The organism is Mesorhizobium sp. M0062, from assembly GCF_040323125.1.
In the GTDB taxonomy this organism is placed as follows: domain Bacteria; phylum Pseudomonadota; class Alphaproteobacteria; order Rhizobiales; family Rhizobiaceae; genus Mesorhizobium.
The window spans coordinates 58675-74681 of sequence record NZ_JAMYUO010000014.1 but is presented as its reverse complement, the minus strand read 5'-3'; the positions used below and the strand labels follow the sequence as shown (position 1 = coordinate 74681).

The 16007-nt window shown below is 64.4% G+C and carries 16 protein-coding genes; 8 read left to right on the top strand and 8 right to left on the bottom strand.

All coding sequences use genetic code 11. From position 1 onward, the window contains the following. The first annotated feature begins 4 nt into the window (after nt 1-4). The 3 genes from ubiE (at nt 5) to coaBC (ending at nt 3921) form a co-directional block, all read left to right on the top strand. Nucleotides 5-781 (top strand): bifunctional demethylmenaquinone methyltransferase/2-methoxy-6-polyprenyl-1,4-benzoquinol methylase UbiE, encoded by a 777-nt coding sequence (gene ubiE / locus NKJ64_RS18040; protein ID WP_352463064.1) that lies wholly within the window; start codon nt 5-7, stop codon nt 779-781. 31 nt (nt 782-812) lie between these two features. Beyond that, on the top strand, nt 813-2387 hold the full coding sequence (ubiB, locus tag NKJ64_RS18035; RefSeq protein WP_023671132.1) for a 2-polyprenylphenol 6-hydroxylase: 1575 nt from the start codon (nt 813-815) through the stop codon (nt 2385-2387). 67 nt (nt 2388-2454) lie between these two features. Continuing rightward, on the top strand, nt 2455-3921 hold the full coding sequence (gene coaBC, locus NKJ64_RS18030; protein ID WP_023695617.1) for a bifunctional phosphopantothenoylcysteine decarboxylase/phosphopantothenate--cysteine ligase CoaBC: 1467 nt from the start codon (nt 2455-2457) through the stop codon (nt 3919-3921). Nucleotides 3922-4041: 120 nt separating this feature from the next. Here the strand turns inward: coaBC and NKJ64_RS18025 are convergent, their stop codons facing one another. The 8 genes from NKJ64_RS18025 to NKJ64_RS17990 form a co-directional block, all read right to left on the bottom strand. Next, the gene (locus NKJ64_RS18025) at nt 4042-5478 is read right to left on the bottom strand and encodes an MFS transporter (protein WP_023686463.1); all 1437 of its coding nucleotides are present in this window, start codon (nt 5476-5478) and stop codon (nt 4042-4044) included. Nucleotides 5479-5671: 193 nt separating this feature from the next. Then, nucleotides 5672-6151, bottom strand: a complete 480-nt coding sequence (locus NKJ64_RS18020; RefSeq protein ID WP_023671135.1) for a DUF992 domain-containing protein — start codon at nt 6149-6151, stop codon at nt 5672-5674. 89 nt (nt 6152-6240) lie between these two features. Next, nucleotides 6241-6714: a DUF992 domain-containing protein gene (locus NKJ64_RS18015; protein ID WP_023671136.1), complete on the bottom strand. Its 474-nt coding sequence runs from the start codon at nt 6712-6714 to the stop codon at nt 6241-6243. Nucleotides 6715-6972: 258 nt separating this feature from the next. Then, entirely contained in the window at nt 6973-7827 is an 855-nt protein-coding gene (locus tag NKJ64_RS18010; protein ID WP_023825476.1) for a tetratricopeptide repeat protein, read from the bottom strand. Between the two features lie 203 nt (nt 7828-8030). Next, nucleotides 8031-8309: a 30S ribosomal protein S21 gene (gene rpsU / locus NKJ64_RS18005; RefSeq protein WP_023671138.1), complete on the bottom strand. Its 279-nt coding sequence runs from the start codon at nt 8307-8309 to the stop codon at nt 8031-8033. Between the two features lie 176 nt (nt 8310-8485). Further along, entirely contained in the window at nt 8486-8872 is a 387-nt protein-coding gene (locus tag NKJ64_RS18000; protein WP_023686461.1) for an SET domain-containing protein, read from the bottom strand. A gap of 105 nt (nt 8873-8977) precedes the next feature. Then, nucleotides 8978-9736 (bottom strand): SDR family oxidoreductase, encoded by a 759-nt coding sequence (locus NKJ64_RS17995; protein ID WP_023671140.1) that lies wholly within the window; start codon nt 9734-9736, stop codon nt 8978-8980. Nucleotides 9737-9869: 133 nt separating this feature from the next. After that, nucleotides 9870-10238: a YrdB family protein gene (locus NKJ64_RS17990; protein ID WP_023671141.1), complete on the bottom strand. Its 369-nt coding sequence runs from the start codon at nt 10236-10238 to the stop codon at nt 9870-9872. A 202-nt stretch (nt 10239-10440) separates the two neighbouring features. Here NKJ64_RS17990 and NKJ64_RS17985 point away from each other — a divergent pair, with 202 nt between their 5' ends. The 5 genes from NKJ64_RS17985 to NKJ64_RS17965 are packed head-to-tail and all read left to right on the top strand — an operon-like array spanning nt 10441 to nt 16007. After that, nucleotides 10441-11694, top strand: coding sequence for a sarcosine oxidase subunit beta (locus NKJ64_RS17985; RefSeq protein WP_023686460.1), 1254 nt, complete (start codon nt 10441-10443; stop codon nt 11692-11694). Then, nucleotides 11694-12116 (top strand): hypothetical protein, encoded by a 423-nt coding sequence (locus NKJ64_RS17980; protein WP_023710913.1) that lies wholly within the window; start codon nt 11694-11696, stop codon nt 12114-12116. The genes NKJ64_RS17985 and NKJ64_RS17980 overlap by 1 nt, the downstream gene beginning before the upstream one ends. Before the next feature lie 12 nt (nt 12117-12128). Next, nucleotides 12129-12440 carry a sarcosine oxidase subunit delta gene (locus tag NKJ64_RS17975; RefSeq protein ID WP_023671144.1) on the top strand — a complete coding sequence of 104 codons (312 nt, stop codon included), beginning with the start codon at nt 12129-12131 and terminating at the stop codon, nt 12438-12440. Then, nucleotides 12437-15430, top strand: a complete 2994-nt coding sequence (locus tag NKJ64_RS17970) for a sarcosine oxidase subunit alpha (RefSeq protein ID WP_023828254.1) — start codon at nt 12437-12439, stop codon at nt 15428-15430. The genes NKJ64_RS17975 and NKJ64_RS17970 overlap by 4 nt, the downstream gene beginning before the upstream one ends. After that, entirely contained in the window at nt 15423-16007 is a 585-nt protein-coding gene (locus NKJ64_RS17965; protein ID WP_023683198.1) for a sarcosine oxidase subunit gamma, read from the top strand. The genes NKJ64_RS17970 and NKJ64_RS17965 overlap by 8 nt, the downstream gene beginning before the upstream one ends.

Genomic DNA, 16007 nt, shown 5'->3' with positions numbered 1-16007 from the left:
AATAATGTCAGTTGAGAGAACCACGGCCGCGGGCGGCATGGAAACCTCCTATGGTTTCAAGAAGGTAGGGCCAGGCGACAAGCAGCCTCTGGTCAATGAGGTTTTCCACAAGGTGGCGAACCGCTACGACCTGATGAACGACCTGATGTCGGCCGGGCTGCACCGGCTGTGGAAGGATGCCATGGTGACATGGCTCAATCCGGCGAAACGTCCGGGCTGGAAAGTGCTCGACGTGGCCGGCGGCACCGGCGACATCGCCTTCCGCATTGTAGACGCCAGCCATGGCAACACGCATGCCACGGTGCTCGACATCAACGGCTCGATGCTTAGCGTCGGCCGTGACCGTGCGGAGAAAAAGGGCCTGTCCGGCAACGCCGATTTCGTCGAGGCCAATGCCGAGGAACTGCCTTTCACCGATAGCACCTTTGACGCCTACACCATCGCATTCGGCATCCGAAACGTGCCGCGCATCGATGTCGCGCTGACGGAAGCCTTTCGCGTGCTGAAGCCCGGCGGACGGTTCCTGTGCCTGGAGTTTTCCGAGGTCGAGATGCCGCTGCTGGACAAGGTCTACGAAGCCTGGTCGTTCAACGCCATTCCGCAGATCGGCAAGATGGTGACGGGCGAGGGCGAACCCTATTCCTACCTGGTCGAATCGATCCGCAAATTTCCCAATCAGCAGAACTTTGCTGCCATGATCACCCGCGCGGGCTTCGAGCGCGTGTCGTTCCGCAACTATTCCGGCGGCATTGCCGCCCTGCATTCGGGCTGGAAGCTTTGAGGCACCACAGTTTGCAGCAGCAGGGTAGGCGATGAGCAGCGTCGGCGCCGCCTTTCGGCTCGCACGGGCCGGCTGGGTGCTGGTTCGCGAAGGCGTGATCGCAGCATTGCCGGGCGACGAACTCGGCGGCCTGCCGAAATTCGGCTGGCGCATGGCCCGGCTCTTCACCCGCCGCCGCGCACTCGCTTATGAGCGCAGCGACCGGCTGGCCAAGGCGGTGGTCCGGCTCGGACCCTCCTACGTCAAGCTCGGCCAGTTCCTGGCGACGCGGCCCGATGTCGTCGGCAACGACATGGCGCTCGACCTCGCCATGCTGCAGGACAAGATGCACACTTTTTCGCAGGCGGAAGCGGTGGCGGCGATCGAGGGCTCGCTCGGGCGCAAGATCGGCGAACTCTATACGCAGTTCGGCGGGCCGGTCGCGGCGGCCTCCATCGCCCAGGTCCATCCCGCGCAGGCCATGCATGACGGTGTCGATACCAAGGTGGCGGTGAAGGTGATCCGGCCTGGCGTGCGCCGCCGCTTCTTTCAGGATCTCGAAAGCTATTTCCTCGCCGCCCGGCTGCAGGAGAAATACATCCCGTCGTCGCGCCGGCTGCGGCCCGTCGAGGTGACCGAGACGCTGGCGCAGACCACCAAGATCGAGATGGATCTGAGGCTCGAGGCGGCAGCGCTTTCGGAACTTGGTGAAAACACCAAGGATGACCCGGGCTTTCGCGTGCCGTCGGTCGACTGGGAGCGCACCGGGCGCGATGTGCTGACCATGGAATGGGTCGACGGCGTCAAGATGAACGACATCGCCGGCCTCGCTGCGGCGGGCCACGATCTGAAGGCGATCGCCACCAACCTGATCCAGTCGTTCCTGCGTCACACGCTGCGCGACGGCTTCTTCCATGCCGACATGCATCCAGGCAATCTGTTCGTCGAGGCCAATGGCAATATTGTCGCCGTCGATCTCGGCATTGCCGGACGGCTCGGCAAGAAGGAGCGCCGGTTCCTCGCCGAAATCCTCTACGGCTTCATCACGCGCGACTATCTGCGCGTCGCCGAGGTGCATTTCGAGGCCGGCTACGTGCCGCGCCAGCACAATGTCGCGGCTTTCGCGCAGGCCATTCGCGCCATCGGCGAGCCGATCCATGGCCAGCCGGCTGAAACCATCTCGATGGCGAAGCTTCTCACGCTGCTGTTCGAGGTCACCGAACTGTTCGATATGGCCACGCGGTCGGAACTGATCCTGTTGCAGAAGACCATGGTGGTGGTCGAAGGCGTCGCACGCACGCTCGACCCGGCCTTCAACATGTGGAAGACGGCCGAGCCGGTGGTCGGCCAGTGGATCGCCGGCAATCTCGGGCCGAGCGGCCTGCTGATGGACGCGCGCGACGGCGCCAAGGCGCTGCTGGCGCTGGCCCGCCAGGCGCCCGATCTTGCCGCCCGCACCGAGCGGCTGTCGCGCGAGATCGATTTTATGGCGGAGCACGGCCTCCGCTTCGACGAGGCGACATCGCGCGCCATCGGCAAGGCCGAAGCCCGTTACACCCGCTCGGGCCGGCTGGCGCTGTGGGTGATCGCGCTGACGCTGGTTTACATCGCGTGGAAGCTGCTCTGATCGCTTGCAACGCTAGCAACGGTGGTGCTAGCGTTGCAGTCGCGCTATTGATGTCGCGGAGCAAGTCATGGGCACCATTACTGTCCGCAATCTAGCTGACGACGTGAAGCAGAAATTGCGTGAGCGCGCTGCGGCGCGCGGGGTGTCGATGGAGGAAGAGGCGCGTGATGCGCTTGCCAAAAGCGTGCTGTCGGCGGAAGCCGGCATGCCCGCGAGCGAAACCCTCTATGCAACAATCCGCCGCTTGGTTGAGCCTCATGGAGGTTTTGACATCGATCTGCCCCAGCGAGGTCAATCCACAAAAACGCACAAAACCCTCGACGGCAAGCGCATCCTGCTGATCATCGGCGGCGGCATCGCCGCCTACAAGGCGCTCGACCTGATCCGCCGGCTGCGCGAGCGCGGTGCTGGCGTGCGCGTGGTGATGACATCGGCCGCGCAGGAATTCGTCACCACGCTTTCGGTCGGCGCGCTTTCGGCCGACCATGTCTTCACCGAACTGTTCGACCGCAATGACGAGCACGATGTCGGCCATATCCGCCTGTCGCGCGAGGCCGACCTCTTGGTGGTGGCGCCGGCCACCGCCGACCTGATGGCCAAGCTCGCCAACGGCCATGCCAACGATCTGGCCTCGACGGTGCTGCTCGCCACCGACAAGAAGGTGCTGATGGCGCCGGCGATGAACCCGAAAATGTGGTCGCATGCCGCGACGAGCCGCAACCGGGCGACGCTCGCCAAGGATGGCATCGCCTTCGTCGGCCCGGCCAAGGGCGAGATGGCGGAAAGCAACGAGGCGGGCGAGGGCCGCATGGCCGAGCCGCTGGAGATCGTGGCAGTGATCGAGGCACTGCTCGACAGCAGGCCGAAGCCGCTGGCCGGCCGCAGGATCATCGTCACCTCGGGGCCGACGCATGAGCCGATCGACCCGGTGCGCTACATCGCCAACCGCTCTTCGGGCAAGCAGGGCCATGCGATTGCGGCAGCGCTGGCAAGACTGGGCGCGGATGTACGCCTGATCTCCGGTCCGGTCAGCATTGCCGATCCGGCCGGCGTTGTGACGACACATGTCGAGACCGCGGCCGAGATGAAGGCGGCCGTCGAACAGTTGTTGCCGGCGGACGCCGCGGTCTTCGTAGCTGCCGTCGCCGACTGGCGCACCGCTGGCACGGCCGGCGAGAAGATCAAGAAGGTGGCGGGCCAGGGCCCACCGGCGCTGCAAATGGTCGAAAACCCCGACATTCTCGCCAGTGTCGGTCATCACGGGCAACGGCCGGGGCTGGTTGTCGGCTTCGCCGCCGAGACGCAGGACCTGATTGCGAATGCCGAGGCCAAGCTGAAGAAGAAGGGCGCCGATTTCATTGTCGCCAACGATGTCTCGCATGAAAGCGGCGTCGGCCCCACCGGCGTCATGGGCGGCGACCGCAATAAGGTGCGCATCGTCTCGAAGGACGGTGTCGAGGAATGGCCTGAGATGGGCAAGGGCGAGGTGGCGGCGCGGCTCGCCGCGCTCATCGCCGAGCGTTTGCAAGCCTGAGCGGCCGCCGGTTCCGCAATCGGGCAGGCCATGGTCTTGCAAGCAGCCTTGTGGCCGAGGGCATTTGACGCCGACAGCGCCGGCGGAATGCTGTCGCCAAATTCTCGATCGGCCGTGCCCTCAGCCTGGCGCCAGTTGCGGCCGGCGTGCCGCCAAAGCCATCTTCAACGCCGCCAGGCAACCGACAATGCCGAGTGGCACGAAGGCCAGGTACAGCCAGCCGGCGACGTGCGCTGCTGCCTCGCGGTTCAGTCCGTCCGAAAAGCCGCTGGCATTGGCGATGATGCCGGCCATGGCGGCGCCCACGGCGTAGCCGATGCGCTGCATGGTCGGCACGGCGGCCGAGGCGATCGTCTGCTCGCCGTCGCGGGCCGAGGCGACGATGATGCGGGTCAGGAAGGGCCATGACACGCCGAAGCCACCGCCTTGCAACAAAGCGCAGAGCAGGATCAGCGGGATCGAGCCGGCGGGGATGGCATAGGCGAAACCCGCGAGGCCGGCTGCAATCATCAGCGCGCCGATGACGAGGATCTGCCGTTCGCGCTGCAGCGGCGCATTGGCGACGGCGATCGACAGGATCGACCAGGCGATCGATTCGGCGGCGATGATGTAGCCTGTGGTCAGGATCGGGATGCCGTGCAGCGTGGTAAGCAGAAGCGGCCCGTAGATGGAAAAAGAGACTGTCGCCACCGAGAAGGCGGCAACCATGGTCATGCCGCTGCCGACCGGCGAGCGCCATGAGAACAGGCCCGACGGGAACAGTCGCGATTGCGGCTTCATGGCGTCGACGAAAACGAACAGCGCCAGGCCGGCGAGGCCGAGGGCCAGCAGCAGCGACGAGCGCAGCAAGGCGACGTCGACGCCTGCGGTGGCGATCAGCACGACGGCGATGGCGAGGCAGCCAAGTGCTGCATAGGGGAAGGGCGGCGATGTGCCGGCGGCGGCCTGCGGCTTCGCCGCTTCCGGCGTGTTCAGGACGATGAAGCTTGCCGATGCCATGGCAATGCCACCCAGCACGAAGACGCCGAAGGCCCAGCGCCAGGACAGGAGCTCGACCATGATCGCGCCGAGCATCGGGCCGCTGAATGCGGCGACGCCCCAGATCGCCGACATTATGCCGAACAGCTGTGGCCAGATGCTGCGGTTAAACAGCCGCTCGACCGAGACGAAGGCCAGCGACACCAGCGCACCGCCGCCGAGACCCTCGACCAGACGGCCGCCAAGAAACACCGGCATGGACGGCGCGGTGGCGCAGATCAGTGCGCCCACGGCATAGAGCAGGGCGGCGACCGTGACGTTGGAGCGTAGAGCGACATAGCTGACCAGCCGCCCGGCCGCTGCGCCGGCGACAATGGCGCCGAGCTCGTAGACGGCCAGCGACCAGCCGACGAACTGCACACCGGCGAGGTCCCCGACCATGGCCGGCATGACCGTCGCCACCATCGTCTCGTTGGTGGCGTGCAGCAGGATGCCGAGGCTGATGAAGCAGAAGCGCGCGAGGTCGCCGCTTGCCCACAATGCCCGCCAGTCGACCTTGTTGCTGGTGATTCCAGTCATTCTTTTACCCTGCCTTTGCATATCTCGATGCCGGCGCATGGCGCCAGAAGCCAGTCGGGCTTTCCGGCGGGGCCATGCGCGCTGTTTCAGTCAGGCGAGTTGTAAAACCTCAAGCGCAGTTGAGCTCAAGTGGCTTTTTATCGAAGTGCAAACGGTCGAGATTGGCCGGAAGCCTCTCCGCTTGATGCGCCGGTCAGTTCTCAATGCTGCGCAGCTGAAACTGGCTGACGCCGATCGCAATGTTGATACCGGTCTGCGTCTGCAGGCTGAGCGGCTGCAGGGTGAAGGCCTGCGAGGAGCCGCCGACCAGGAGATTGGCGCCGGCGCCGACCGCCGCGGTCACTTCGGCGCTGGCGCCGATATAGTCGCCGGCCAACGCGCCGGGCGCATAGATGTTCCTCAGCGGCGTCAGCACCAGCCATTGCATGACGGTCTGCTTGGTGGTGCCGATGTCGAGCCCGTATTTGTTGACGGCGCCGAAATAGGCTTCCGGCGAAAAGCTCTTGTCGGCCGGCGTGAAGGTGCAGCTCAGATCCTTGCTGGAGCCGAAGATGAAGCCGGTGCCGCCGCCGATGGCGCAATCGAGCACACCGAGTTCGATACCCTGGCCTTGCGCTTGGGCCTGGGCGGTACAGATGATGGTGATAGCGGCGGCGATGGCTGGTTTCAGCACGGCGGATCCCCCAAAAAGCATGCGGCGCGAAACAGTAACCTGTTCCGCGCCGCGCGTAGAGGGATCAGTCGATCCTTATTTGCCCATGCTTATTTGAACGAGTGGATCAGCTCCAGGGAGGTCACGGCGACCGCTACATTGACGCCGGTCTGCGCCTGGACGCTGAGCGGCTCCAGCACAAAGGCGCCGTCCAGCCCGCCGACCAGCAGATTGGCGCCGCCGCCGGTCACCACGCTCGCCTCGGCGTTGACGCCGTAATAATGGCCGGCAAGGTCGCCCTCGTCATGGCCGCGGGTGGCGGCCAGAACCGCCCACACCAGCTGGCCCTGATGCGTCTGGCCGAGATCGACGCCGAGCTTGGAGATCATCCCCGTGTATTTCTCGGACGGCCCATGGTGATAAGGGCGGAACGTGCAGTCGACGCCCTTGTTCGACGTGATGACGTAACCGACGCCGCCGTCGATGGTGCAATCGAGCGTGCCGAGCTGAAGCTTGCCGGCGCTGGCGGGAACGGCAAGCAGCGTCGTGGCAAGTGCCGCGGCACAGATGATTTTCTTGATCATGGGTCAGTCCTTTCGAAAATGCCTTCAACAACGGTTGAATGGCCCGGAGCGTTCCGCTGAAAACTTGGCGCGATCAAGGCAGGGGTTAACGCTTTGCCCCTGGTGGTTAAGATTGGGTGATAGTGGGGTTTTCTGGATACGCAATCCCTAGGGGAAGGGCTCTGCGCTTTCCCTTGGGAGAAACCGCTCACGCGGCGCACTGCATCAGGAATGGAACGTTGTATAAAAGGCCGCCGATGGCGGCGCGCCGGCCGCATCTCAGCCGGCCGTGGCGCCCGATGTGCGAGACAGGCCGTCCTTGGCCGGCTGGTAGGTCGGGTCGAGATGGACGGCTTCGCGGTAGGCCTTCGAGGCCTTGACCTTGTCGCCGCGGCGCTCGTAGATCAGCGCCTGGTTGGACCAGGCTTCGGCGTTCTTGCCGTCGAGCTTGATGGCCATGTTGAAGTCGGAGAAGGCGTTGTCCTCGTCATTCATGGCGAGATAGGAGAGGCCGCGGCCGTTGTAGGGTTCGGCGGCGTCCGGCGCCAGCGAGATGGCGGTCGAGAAATCCTCGATGGCAAACTTGTGCTGGCCTTGGCTCTGATAGATCAGGCCGCGATTGTGATAGGCGCGGGCATCCGTGGTGTCGAGCTGGATCGCCTTCTGGAAATCGTTGAAGGCCTGCTGGGTCTGGCCGGCCTTGCGATAGAGGTTGCCGCGGCCGATATAGGCGGCGTCATAATTTGCATTGATCTGGATCGAGCGGTTGTAGTCGGCAAGGGCGGCCGCCTGGTTGCCGAGGAAGCGCTGGATCAGTGCCCGGTTCGAATAGGCCTGGTAGAAATTCGGGTTGAGCTGGATGGCGGTGTCGAAATCCTTCAGCGCCGCCTGGTACTGGCCGCCACGGCCATAGGCCGAGCCGCGCACATTGTAGCCTTCCGGATCCTGCGGATTGCGCTGGATCACCGCCGACAGCGAGGAGATGTTCTCGGTTGAGCCTTGCGCCTTGTCGATGTTGTTGAATTCGCCGGTCGGAACGCTCTGGCAACTGGCAAGCACCAGGCCGGACATCAGGGCTGCCGCCAGGGCCAAACCGCGCATTGTGGTTTTGCGCTCTACGCCGATTGCGTTCATGTCTGCCCTGTCCTCACTTCAGCCGCGCGGTCCAGGTCCCCCTCCGGGCCGGGTCACAGATTGTCGTAACAAAATCTAGAACGCCGTTTGCGCGTTCAAGGGAACGGCCTCCAACAGAATGGCGGCGCTCCAAACAAAAAGGTGGCGGCGATTCCGCATCGCGCCACCTCAGAGTATCCTTCGAAAAGGACGAAAAATTGGCGTCAGAACCGCGGCGGACGCGGAGCACCACCAGGACCACCGGCGGCGCCGGCAGCAACCGGGCGCGGCGTCATCGGCAGCAGGCCTTCGCGCTGGGCGCGCTTGCGGGCCAGCTTGCGGGCGCGGCGAACGGCTTCGGCCTTTTCACGGGCGCGCTTCTCGGAAGGCTTCTCGTAATGGCCGCGCATCTTCATTTCGCGGAAAATGCCTTCGCGCTGCATCTTCTTTTTGAGAGCGCGAAGCGCCTGATCAACGTTATTGTCGCGGACGAGTACCTGCACGGGCAATCCTGTCTTTCGGGTTTGATATCAACAGGCAAGTGACCATAGCCACATGCCTCCGCGGCGCTTTACACCACGAATTGTGGCGGCTGATAGCAGAATCAGGCCGCGCTGTCCACACTGGAAATGAAGGACAACCGCCAATTTGCCACGGCAGCCCCGAGATAGGGCGCCAACTAGGCGCTGGCCAGATGGAGCCGTGCGAAATCCTCGAAGAATTCGCCGTAATCGCAGGTAATTTCCTCGCCGGCTGATATATCTCGAGTGGCGGTGGCGCCGCCATATTGCGAAAAATCCGTGTTCGGCCGCTCGGCGTGGTTCATGAAGCGGCCATTATCGACTTCATAGACCATGAAGCCGGGACGGTCGGGGCTCGGATAGGCATAGCGGTCGAGCAATTCCTTGAGGTGCGGCGGCGCCGCCTCGTATTTGTCCGTCGGGATCAGCCGGTCGAAATCCGGATCGAGCCGCCAGATCGAGGCGCCCTTCCTGATCGGCTCGGCGGCGAACACGCCGACGCCTTCGATTGCGCTCTGGGCGACATAGGTCCTGATCAGCAGCATGTCCGTCCTCCTCACCCGAAACCGAATCGCCAAATCGCGAGGAAAAAGCAAGTCCGGTTTCGGGTTCTATGGCTGATCGGCGCGGGCGATGACCCGCGAAATGCTTCACGTCCGGGTGATCGAGACGCCGCCATCGGCAAACAGCGCCGATCCTGTGGTGAAGCTCGACGCATCCGATGCCAGGAAGAGCGCAGCGCGGGCGATCTCTTCAGGCACAGCGACACGTTTCAAGGCATGCAGGTTTTCCACGAAAGCGCGTGATTCCGGCGTCTTGAATGTTGCCGACGGGGTGTCGGTGCCACCCGGCATCAGCGCGTTGACCCGCACGCCCCTGGGGCCGTATTCGGCGGCCAGCACCTGCGTCAGGCCGATCAGTCCGGCCTTGCTGGCGGCATAGCTGGTCATGCCCGGCATGCCGACTGTGTGACCGACGAAGGTCGAGGTGAAGATCAGCGATCCGCCGCCGCGTTCGACCATCGCCGGCACCTGGTATTTCGCGCCGAGAAAGGCGCTGGTCAGATTGGCGTCGAGCGTCTCGCGCCATCCGTCCAGCGACAGTTCCGAAATCGGACCCATCGTTCCGACGGAGCCGACATTGTTGAAGGCGATATCGAGCCCGCCGAATTTTTCGACGGCGAGATCGACGAGGGCTTTTGCATAGGCTTCGTCGCGGACATCGCCGGCAAGCGCGACTGCCGTGCCGTCGGCGTCCTCGATTTCGACGACCAGCGCATCGAGTTCGGCCTGGCGGCGGGCGGCGATGACGACCCTGGCGCCTTCTTCGGCGAAGAGTTTTGCGGTGGCGCGGCCGATGCCGGAACTGGCGCCGGTGACGATCGCTATTTTATTGGTGAGTGCGAACATTTTTTGCATCCTTTCATCGCGCCGGCTGTGCCGGCACCCGGGATGTTGATCGCAGTTCGGGACGGTGCTAGCCACCCGATACGTGCTCGACTTGCTGAATGGCTTCGCAGCGGCACAAGCGCCGCGCGCCGGACTATTGCTTCAGCAGCCAGCCGAGGCGATCGAGCGAAAATGCGTAGCTGATGGCGATGAGCAGCGTGATGACAACGCCCGTGGTTGTGTGACCGGCGGCATAGAATCCGGCTGCACCGCCAAACAGGATGGCCAGTTCAAGCACCAGCCTGACTGCGCCTGGTACAGGAACCGGCGCGCGTCCGGACCGGCTCGGATCGCCGCGCACCGCGAAGGTTCCCCACAGCGCAGCTGCAATGAACGGCAAGGCCAAGGCGAAGAGCCAGCGCCACCATCCGCCGGAGAGGCTCCAGCCGGCAAAGCCGAGGCCAAGCAAGGCGGCAAGTTCCAGCAGGAAACGCAAGGTTAGATTCCACCAGGCGTTGCCCATATCCGTCCTCCAGAGTCTCGCGATCGCCAGTGTGTCCGAACGCAGCCATGCCTGCCAGCCCGGGCAGGTCTTTTCCACCGCGGCGCAAAACGGCAAGCGCCGTCGCAAACAGCGCAAGGGTGGAAGCGCCGTTTCGCTAGTGATACACCTCGCGCGCCGGGGCTGCGTAAAATACCCCATCGCCATTTGCGAGGCTGGAACGTTGAAAAAATATTCGGTATTCGCCATCGCCCGCGAGGCCATGCGCGGCCACAAGGGCTGGGAGGAACAATGGTCCTCGCCGGAGCCGAAGAAGGAATATGACGTCATCATCGTCGGCGCCGGCGGTCATGGCCTGGCCACCGCCTACTATCTCGCCACCGTGCACGGCATCACCAATGTCGCGGTGCTGGAAAAGGGCTGGCTAGGCGGCGGCAACACCGGGCGCAACACCACCATCATCCGCTCCAACTACCTTTACGACGAGAGCGCCGGCATTTACGACCATGCGCTGAAGCTGTGGGATGGGCTCTCCCAGGAACTCAACTACAACGTCATGTATTCGGCGCGCGGCGTCATGATGCTGGCGCACAATGTGCACGACATCCAGGTGCTGAAGCGCCATGTCCATGCCAACCGTCTCAACGGCATCGACAATGAATGGCTGACGCCTGAGCAGGCGAAGGAATTCTGCCCGCCGCTCAACATTTCCAGGCAGGCGCGCTATCCCGTCGTCGGCGCCGCCTTGCAGCGGCGAGGCGGCACGGCGCGTCACGACGCGGTTGCCTGGGGTTATGCGCGCGGCGCTTCGGCGCGCGGCGTGCACATCATCCAGAATTGCGAGGTCACCGGCGTCAAGCGGGCGGCCAATGGCGCGGTCATGGGCGTCGACACGACGCGCGGCTTCATCGGCGCCAAGAAGGTCGGCGTGGTGGCTGCAGGCCACTCCTCGGTGATCATGAACATGGCCGGCGTGCGCATGCCGCTGGAAAGCTATCCGCTGCAGGCGCTGGTGTCGGAGCCGGTCAAGCCGGTGGTGCCTTGCGTGGTGATGTCGAACACGGTGCACGCCTACATCTCGCAGTCCGACAAGGGCGAGCTGGTGATCGGCGCCGGCACCGACCAGTATGTCTCCTATTCGCAGACCGGCGGCCTGCATATCCTGCAGCACACGCTCGACGCCATCTGCGAGATGTTCCCGATCTTCACCCGCATGAAGATGCTGCGCTCGTGGGGCGGCATCGTCGACGTGACGCCCGACCGTTCGCCGATCCTGGCCAAGACGCCGGTATCAGGCCTCTACGTCAATTGCGGCTGGGGCACGGGCGGCTTCAAGGCAACGCCCGGCTCAGGCCATGTCTTTGCCCACACGATTGCCAAGGACGATCCGCATCCTATCAACGCGCCCTTCACCATCGAGCGCTTCCGTACCGGCCGCCTCATCGACGAGGCAGCGGCGGCGGCGGTGGCGCACTGATGATGGTGGAGTTGGCTGTAGCGGTGCCGCTGGTGCTGGCGGGGGAGCAGGACCTGTTCCATTTTCCGTCACCGGACGAGGTGCGGACGCAGCCGATCAGCCGCGCCGGCAACGAAGCCAATTGGCCGTTTTCGATCGACGCCGGCATTCTGGCATGCGTGTGGAGTGGTGGCCAGAAGGTGGTCATCTTCATGGAGAACAGGCCCTCCGATCTCGGCGAGGACGACACATTCGAGCCGCGCAGCGTCATCGTGACGACCGATCCGTTTCAGCTCACGATCGGCAACATGGCGTATCGCGAGCTGTTTCGCCCCGCCGCAAGCGTGGAGGAGCGCATTCGGCTCGTCGCGCCTTTTGCGGCGATGGGCCAGAGGCTTTGCAACCAACCGGCCGGCGCGCATGTCGGCCACGGCGAATTGTAGGAACGAACGATAATGCTTCTCATCCGCTGCCCCTATTGCGAGGAAGAGCGCCCGGAGCTCGAGTTCCGTAACGCCGGCGAGGCGCATATTGCGCGTTCGGCCAACATGGCGGGCGAGAGCGACGACGACTTCGAAAAGTTCTTCTTCATCCGCTCGAACCCCAAGGGCATCATCTATGAGCGCTGGCGCCACATCCATGGCTGCGCACGCTTCTTCAATGCGGTGCGCGACACCGTCACCGACAAGTTCGTCATGACTTACAAAGCCGTCGAGCCGAAACCGTCCAAGCTGCCCAAAAACTCCAACGAAATGGCTTCCAAATGAGCGGCGCGTTCCGCATTCCGAGCGCCGGCCGGCTCAGCCAGGCCAAGACCGCGCGCTTCAGCTTCGACGGCCAGGCCTACACCGGGATCGAAGGCGACACGCTGGCCTCGGCGCTGCTTGCCAATGGCGTGCATCTGGTGGGACGTTCGTTCAAGTATCACCGTCCGCGCGGCTTCCTGTCGGCCGGAGCGGAAGAGCCCAACGCGCTGGTCGAGGTCAAGCGCGACGCGGCACGCAAGGCGCCCAACATCCGCGCCACGGTGCAGGAGCTCTATGACGGGCTGGTCGCGCAGTCGCAGAACCGCTGGCCTTCGCTGGCCTTCGATGTCGGCGCGGTCAACGACATTGCATCGCCGCTGTTTTCGGCCGGCTTCTACTACAAGACCTTCATGTGGCCGAAGGCAGCCTGGAAGAGCCTCTACGAGCCGAAGATCCGCGCCGCGGCGGGTCTCGGCGTTTCGCCCGACAAGCCAGATCCCGACCATTATTCCTCGCGCTATGCGCATTGCGACGTGCTGGTGCTGGGCGGCGGTGCGGCCGGCATCGCGGCAGCGCTTGCCGCTGCCGAAACCGGCGCGCGTGTCATCCTCGCCGATGAACAGGCCAGCTTCGGCGGCAGCCTGCGCTTCGAGAGCGGGGCGAAGATCGACGGCCAGGACGGTTATGCCTGGGCGCAAGGCGCGGTGGCCAAGCTCACCGCCCTGGACAATGTCCGCGTTTTGTCGCGGACGACGGCGTTCGGCTACTACGCGCAGAACTTCGTCGGCCTGGTCGAGCGGGTCAGCGACCATCTGCAAAACCCCGGCCACGATTTGCCGCGCGAGCGCCTATGGCAGGTACGCGCCAAGCGCGTGGTGCTGGCGACCGGCGCCATCGAACGCCATATGGTGTTTGCCGACAATGACCGGCCCGGCATCATGCTGGCCTCGGCGGCGCGGACTTATCTCAACCAGTACGGTGTCGCGGTCGGCAAAAATGTCGGCGTCTACACCGCAAATGACTCGGCCTACTCCGCCGCGATCGACCTGAAGAAGGCCGGCGTCAACGTGGCGGCGATCGTCGACCTGCGCGACCATCCGACCGGACCTGTGATCGACGAGGCGAGGGCGCTCGGGATCGAGGTCAATTTCGGCCGCGCGGTGATCCGCGCCGGCGGCAAGTTGCGCGTGACCTCGATGACGGTGCAGCCGAAGAATGGGGGCGGCGAGCGCACCATTCCGGTCGACGCCATCCTGATGTCGGCCGGCTGGACGCCGTCGGTGCATCTGTTCTCGCAGTCGCGCGGCAAGGTCGCCTTCAATGACGAGACCAAGCGCTTCGTGCCGGGCATCTATGCGCAGGACTGCGTTTCGGTCGGCGCCTGCAACGGTACGGATGGGCTCTCGGCGTCGATCGATGAGGCCTATGCGGCCGGCGCAAAGGCGGCGAAGGATGCGGGCGGCAAAGTGGCCAAGGGCGTAAAGCCGAAGGTCGACGCGTCGGAAAGCTGGTCGCGCGGCATGCTGGGCGCGGCGCCCGGCGCCGGGCCGGACAAGACGGTCAAGGCCTTCGTCGATTTCCAGAACGACGTCACCGCCAAGGACATCCGCCAGGCGGTGCATGAAGGCATGCGCTCGATCGAGCACGTCAAGCGCTTCACCACCAACGGCATGGCGACCGACCAGGGCAAGACCTCCAACATGCACGGCCTGGCGATTGCCGCCGAGACGCTTGGCAAGCCGATCCCCGAGGTCGGGCTGACCACGTTCCGCGCACCCTATACGCCTGTTACTTTCGGCGCGATCGTCAGCCATTCGCGCGGTCCGCTGTTCGACCCGACACGCAAGACCGCGATCCATCCCTGGGCGGAAGCTCAAGGCGCGGTGTTCGAGGATGTCGGGCAGTGGAAGCGCGCCTGGTATTTCCCCAAACCCGGCGAGGACATGCACAAGGCGGTCGACCGCGAATGCGTCGTGGTGCGCAGCAATGCCGGCCTGTTCGACGCCTCGACGCTGGGCAAGATCGAAGTGGTCGGGCCGGATGCGGCCAGGTTCATGGAACTGCTCTACACCAATCCGTGGGAGAAGCTTGAGCCCGGCCGCTGCCGCTATGGCATCATGCTGCGCGAGGATGGTTTCATCTATGATGACGGCGTCGTCGGCAGGCTGGCGCCGGACCGTTTTCATGTGACGACCACGACGGGTGGCGCGCCGCGCGTCATGAACCATATGGAGGACTATCTCCAGACCGAGTTCTCGCATCTGAATGTCTGGCTGACCTCGATAACCGAGCAATGGGCGGTCATCGCCGTGCAGGGGCCGAAGTCGCGAGACATCATTGCACCGCTGGTCGAAGGCATCGACATGTCGGACGAGGCGCTGCCGCATATGTCGGTGCGCGAAGGCAAGATCTGCGGCGTGCCGACCAGGCTGTTTCGCATGTCGTTCACCGGCGAGCGCGGTTTTGAAGTCAACGTGCCGGCTGATCACGGCCAGGCGGTCTGGGAAGCGCTGTGGGCCGAAGGCCAGAAGCATGGCGCTACTGCCTACGGCACCGAGGCCATGCACGTGCTGCGCGCCGAAAAGGGCTACATCATCGTTGGCCAGGACACGGATGGTACGGTGACGCCGAACGATGCCGGGCTCGACTGGGCGGTCGGCAAGAAGAAGACCGATTTCGTCGGCATCCGCGGCCTGACGCGGCCCGACCTTGTCGCCAAGGGCCGCAAGCAGCTGGTCGGCTTGAAGACCAAGGACCCGAAAGTGGTGCTTGAGGAGGGCGCGCAGATCGTCGCTGACCCGAAGCAGGCGATCCCGATGAAGATGATCGGTCACGTCACATCCAGCTACTGGTCGGAAAATTGCGGTCGCTCGATCGCGCTGGCGCTGGTTGCCGGCGGCCGCGACCGGATGGGCGCCACGCTCTATGTGCCGATGCCGAACGGCGTGATCGAAGTGGAGGTTACCGGCATGGTGTTCTTCGACGAGACGGGAGGGCGCCTCAATGGCTAAGGCTGCTGCAAAGAAGACGGCCCCAGCTGCAGCGCCGTCCGTCGAGCGCCGCCCGGCCCTGGCTGGACGCGTCGTTTCCGCAACGGATGTCAAGGTCGAGGTGCTGCCGCCGGCGGAGCGCATGTCGCTGCGCGCGCCGGAGGCTTCCGTCGCGGCGCTGTCGAAGGCGCTCGGCCTGACCTTGCCGAAGCAGCCGAAAACTTCGGCGTCGAAGACAGGGCGCACGGCGCTGTGGCTTGGCCCTGACGAGTGGCTGGTCATCGATGAGGCTGGCAAGGATCCGCTGGCCGATCGTGCTGGGGTTGCCGCATTGCATTCGGCGGTCGGCATCTCGCACCGCAACGTCGCCTTCGCCGTCACCGGCCCGGCGGCTGCCGCCGCGATCAATGCAGGCTGCCCGCAGGATTTGTCGCTCGAGGCTTTTCCGGTGGGCGCGGCGTCGCGCACCATTCTCGGCAAGTGCGAAATCCTGCTGTTGCGCACGGCAGCCGACGCTTTCCGGGTCGAGTGCTGGCGTTCCTTCTCGGACTATGTCTTTACTTTCCTGTCGGAAGCAGCCAGCGACGCGGCGGCGTAG

Excerpts from the sequence above, each read along its gene's own strand:
- ubiE (WP_352463064.1), top strand. The coding sequence starts at position 5 with ATGTCAGTTGAGAGAACCACGGCCGCGGGCGGCATGGAAACCTCCTAT.
- ubiB (WP_023671132.1), top strand. The coding sequence starts at position 813 with ATGAGCAGCGTCGGCGCCGCCTTTCGGCTCGCACGGGCCGGCTGGGTG.
- coaBC (WP_023695617.1), top strand. The coding sequence starts at position 2,455 with ATGGGCACCATTACTGTCCGCAATCTAGCTGACGACGTGAAGCAGAAA.
- NKJ64_RS18025 (WP_023686463.1), bottom strand. The coding sequence starts at position 5,478 with ATGACTGGAATCACCAGCAACAAGGTCGACTGGCGGGCATTGTGGGCA.
- NKJ64_RS18015 (WP_023671136.1), bottom strand. The coding sequence starts at position 6,714 with ATGATCAAGAAAATCATCTGTGCCGCGGCACTTGCCACGACGCTGCTT.
- NKJ64_RS18010 (WP_023825476.1), bottom strand. The coding sequence starts at position 7,827 with ATGAACGCAATCGGCGTAGAGCGCAAAACCACAATGCGCGGTTTGGCC.
- NKJ64_RS18000 (WP_023686461.1), bottom strand. The coding sequence starts at position 8,872 with ATGCTGCTGATCAGGACCTATGTCGCCCAGAGCGCAATCGAAGGCGTC.
- NKJ64_RS17995 (WP_023671140.1), bottom strand. The coding sequence starts at position 9,736 with ATGTTCGCACTCACCAATAAAATAGCGATCGTCACCGGCGCCAGTTCC.
- NKJ64_RS17990 (WP_023671141.1), bottom strand. The coding sequence starts at position 10,238 with ATGGGCAACGCCTGGTGGAATCTAACCTTGCGTTTCCTGCTGGAACTT.
- NKJ64_RS17980 (WP_023710913.1), top strand. The coding sequence starts at position 11,694 with ATGATGGTGGAGTTGGCTGTAGCGGTGCCGCTGGTGCTGGCGGGGGAG.
- NKJ64_RS17975 (WP_023671144.1), top strand. The coding sequence starts at position 12,129 with ATGCTTCTCATCCGCTGCCCCTATTGCGAGGAAGAGCGCCCGGAGCTC.
- NKJ64_RS17970 (WP_023828254.1), top strand. The coding sequence starts at position 12,437 with ATGAGCGGCGCGTTCCGCATTCCGAGCGCCGGCCGGCTCAGCCAGGCC.
- NKJ64_RS17965 (WP_023683198.1), top strand. The coding sequence starts at position 15,423 with ATGGCTAAGGCTGCTGCAAAGAAGACGGCCCCAGCTGCAGCGCCGTCC.